Origin of the sequence: Flectobacillus sp. (genome assembly GCF_049240685.1) — a bacterium.
Classification (GTDB): domain Bacteria; phylum Bacteroidota; class Bacteroidia; order Cytophagales; family Spirosomataceae; genus Flectobacillus.
The window spans coordinates 1-3828 of the sequence record NZ_JBMLSD010000477.1 but is presented as its reverse complement, the minus strand read 5'-3'; the positions used below and the strand labels follow the sequence as shown (position 1 = coordinate 3828).

Genomic DNA, 3828 nt, shown 5'->3' with positions numbered 1-3828 from the left:
TAAAATCCTAGGACATTGTGTAAATCATAATTTTTGCGACGCCAGTTTTTTACATTTTTCCAAGAAAACCAAAAACGCTGTTTGGCAGCTGATTTGTTTTTGGGCCACCATAAAATAATGCCAGAAATCAAAGAAATAATAAAAATAAGCACTGGAATACCCACGATATATTTGCCCCAATCATTTCTGAGAAGTAAACTCCAGTGAATGAATTTTACGATATTAAAAAAGCCATTCTTCTCATCATATACCGCTAGCACTTTTCCGTTGAAGGGGTTGACATAAGCAGTTTTGTATATCACCAACCTATCAAAATAATTCCAACCTTTTTTGTCAGATTCATGATAGACAAATTTATAGCTCTGCGCTTTATTCAATGGAATTTCGACCCAATGCAAAGGATACTTTTCACGCGTTTGTTGATTCACCAAAGCTTCCAATTTTCGGAGTGGGAGCGTACTCTTTTGGGTAATATTAGGCTCTTGATGATAAATATATTCTTTTCTGATAATGCCTTGTATTTCCTCTTTAAATACATACATGGCTCCTGTAATGCTCACAATAAACACAATCAGACCAGTGCTTAGGCCAAGCCAAAGATGAAGTTTGCCAATAGTTTTTTTGAAAGACATAATAGATTTAGTTCAAAAGCATTTTGTTTATTTAGACTTATTAAAAACAATACCACAAAGTAAGGGAGGTAATTTTTAAAAAGCAACAGTTATTTAGAATTATTATAAATAAAAAAATGGATGATAAGTTAGTGGGCAAAATAAGATTTGATTTTTGAGCTTTCGGCTCTGGGCATTCGGTAAAATATATCTATCGTTACTAAAAAACATTTTAACACTCTTTGCCTTGTGCCTGTTGCCTCGTCCAAATGATAAAAAACTTAAATATAATTTTGCACTAATACTTAATATAAACAAATCAGAAAGAGTGATAGCCTAATTTTAAAGTGAAGAGAAATTATTGATAAGTTTAGAGCTATAAAAACGTTAAACAATTGATTTATGACAACAATGTTTGATTATCCAAGCTTAATTAATTCTGGAATATGATACGATTTTTGATGTTTTTTCTCTTTCTTTCTCAGACGCTGTTCTCGCAACAAAGTCAGTATTACCAACTATCTGCTGAGGCTTTTAGTAAATTACCTCAAATAAAAATGCCGATAAATCCTGTTGCGCCAGACTATGAACTGCTGGATGCTGCGATTTTTCATCAGACCAATTTGATGCGAAAAAAATATGGTTTACCTCTCTTCAAACTAGGAGAAGGGCTTTATCGTGCTGCTCGAAATCATTCAGAAGCGATGATTAATCGGGATTTTTATGACCATCAAAATCCTTACAACAGAAGCCTTCGAAATTTGGATGACAGAATTGAGCAATTCGATAGGCCTTACTTTGATTTGGCAGAAAATATTGCCGAAATAGATTTGATAGATACTCCAAATGATTTTTGCCCCGAAAGAATGTCTAATGGCGAATATCGTTACATGGATTGCCGTACACATCGACCTTACAAAATGATGTCTTATTGGACACTTGCAGAGGAGGCGCTTCGTTTGTGGATGGAGTCTAAACCGCACAGACGTAATATTTTAAACCCCGAAATGCGCCTTATTGGATGTGCTGTCCAAATCTGTAAACGCCCTTATTCGACTGAGGAAGGTCCTTTTGCTAGACTCACCCAAGATTTTGCTTCCGAGCCGTTACCCGAATAAAAACTTCCTTAAATGCTAAACTAAGCGGGTAATTCTTGTGTTATGCCAAAATAAGCTTAAGTTGCAGGAACTTGCGCTAAATTTGAAAAAGTGACCAAAAAATGCCTGTTTTTAGGTATCTTTGTCAGAAAGCACCAATAAAAATATAGTTTTCCTGCCTGTTGGCAATGCCCGCTTTCCCATAAATTACGTACAAAAGGTTCTTCATTGTCAGTATTTTCTGACAGAATAATCGAGAGGTATTAGGTGGTTGGATTCGAAGAACCAAATGTTTGATAAGTCCATCTGTCTCATCCTCTGTCTATTGCAATGATTAATTCGTAACTACTTGGGTTATTTAGGAGGAAATTTGTAAATACAAGTAAACCACTTGTATGAGATAAAAGTGATTATTGGCAAAATTAAAATGGATTGGTGATAGCGGTAAAAATGTTTGCCTGATAACAATTAGTCATTTTATAATATCTCAAAATTGATTTGATATACGAAGACAGAAATATAGACCAATGAAATTAACATTTTGGGGTGCTTCGAGACAAGTAACAGGTAGTATGTACCTGCTCGAACTCGAAGACGATTACAAGATTCTGATTGATTGTGGTACGGACATGGAGCGTGAATTAGATTTTACGCAACCCGTTACTGGATATCAGCCCTTCTTCCCCTTCGAAGCTGCTCAGGTCAATTTGGTTCTGTTAACTCACGCACATATCGACCATTCGGGAAACATTCCAATGTTGTACCGTGAAGGTTATGAAGGACAAGTGCTATGTACGCCTCCTACGGCCGAATTAGCGGAAATTCTTTTGTATGATGCAGCGAGTTTGAACTACAAAAAACTGAAGCAAGCGGAAGGAGATAGCAAGAAGAAAAAGAAAAAAATGGACCGCTTGATGGTAAAGGGTGACCTTTATCTACAGAAGGATGTCGAGGATACGATGAGTAATTTTGTTACTCTTCAATTTAATCGACGCTTTAAGGTCAAAGATGGTGTTTGGGTAACTTTTGTTCCTGCTGGGCACTTATTGGGGGCGGCTCACGTGATAGTCGAAGCATTTGACAATGGTGAAAAGAAAAGTATTTGCTTCTCAGGAGATATCGGAAGAGAAAATTATCCTCTATTGGTTGATCCCGCAAAGGAGTTGCCACAAACGGATTATGTCGTTTGTGAGACCACCTATGGCGCTCGCTTACACGAAGATAAGGTAATTCCAGAGGATGCTTTGGCAAAGGTTATTCAAAGAGCCTGTATCGATTTGCCAGGACGGTTGATTATTCCAGCCTTTTCTGTAGGTCGTACTCAAGCCTTACTTTATACCCTCAATAAGCTCTATACTGAGCGAGGATTTAAGCCCATCAAAGTATTTAGTGATTCGCCTTTGGCGTATGCAAGTACCAAAATTTACCAGAAAAACGTGCGTCAATTGAATAAAGCAGCGCAAGAGTTTTATGAGGAAAACGATGGCTTGTTTGACTTTGAAAACTTGCAATATATTCAATCCGAAAAAGCAAGTAAGGCAATTTCAAATTATACCGAGCCTTGTATTATTATCTCGGCATCAGGGATGGTTTCAGGAGGACGAGTTGAACAGCATATCGCGGCCAATATCAACAATGTGTATTGTACCATTTTATTGGTTGGTTTTGCTTCTGAAGGTACTCTCGGCTGGAAGTTGATGAATGGACAAAAAACGCTCCGTATTAAGGATGTTGAATTGCCTGTTTTGGCAACTGTCGAAAAAATCGACGTGTTTAGTGGACATGGCGACCAAAACGATTTGTTGAATTTTGTTAGCAAACATAATCCAGCGCGCGTTAAGAATGTGTTCTTGGTTCACGGTGAGGAAGAAAGTATGGTTGTGTTTAAAGAGCTCCTTGAATCAAAAGGCTACGCCAATGTCGAAATGCCAGAGAAGGGACAATCTTATGAATTATAGGTTTTGTGTTTCAGGGATAAGGCAACAGGCACAAGGCAAAGCGTGTTAAAATGTTTTTAACGACCACGGACTTGCATTTTTCCCAAAGCCCACCGCCGAAAGCCTACACCTGAAAGCTTAAAGCACAATCCTAAACTTTATTTTGCGTACTAACTTAACTAT

General features: G+C 37.5%; 3 protein-coding genes. 2 read left to right on the top strand and 1 reads right to left on the bottom strand.

The window, feature by feature from the left end; translation table 11 throughout:
• Nucleotides 1-632 (bottom strand): PepSY-associated TM helix domain-containing protein (locus ACOVQ4_RS22160; protein WP_421822771.1); only part of this gene is annotated, 632 nt, incomplete at its 3' end.
• A gap of 425 nt (nt 633-1057) precedes the next feature.
• Between ACOVQ4_RS22160 and ACOVQ4_RS22155 the strand changes: the two genes are divergently transcribed.
• Together ACOVQ4_RS22155 and ACOVQ4_RS22150 are read left to right on the top strand one after the other, a co-directional pair.
• Complete coding sequence (locus ACOVQ4_RS22155) at nt 1058-1729, top strand: CAP domain-containing protein (RefSeq protein ID WP_421822770.1); 672 nt, start codon at nt 1058-1060, stop codon at nt 1727-1729.
• A gap of 506 nt (nt 1730-2235) precedes the next feature.
• Nucleotides 2236-3666, top strand: a complete 1431-nt coding sequence (locus ACOVQ4_RS22150; RefSeq protein WP_421822769.1) for an MBL fold metallo-hydrolase RNA specificity domain-containing protein — start codon at nt 2236-2238, stop codon at nt 3664-3666.
• Nucleotides 3667-3828 lie beyond the last annotated feature (162 nt).

What these genes read in the sequence shown, in the direction of transcription:
- ACOVQ4_RS22155 (WP_421822770.1), top strand. Translation starts at nt 1,058, where the DNA reads ATGATACGATTTTTGATGTTTTTTCTCTTTCTTTCTCAGACGCTGTTC.
- ACOVQ4_RS22150 (WP_421822769.1), top strand. Translation starts at nt 2,236, where the DNA reads ATGAAATTAACATTTTGGGGTGCTTCGAGACAAGTAACAGGTAGTATG.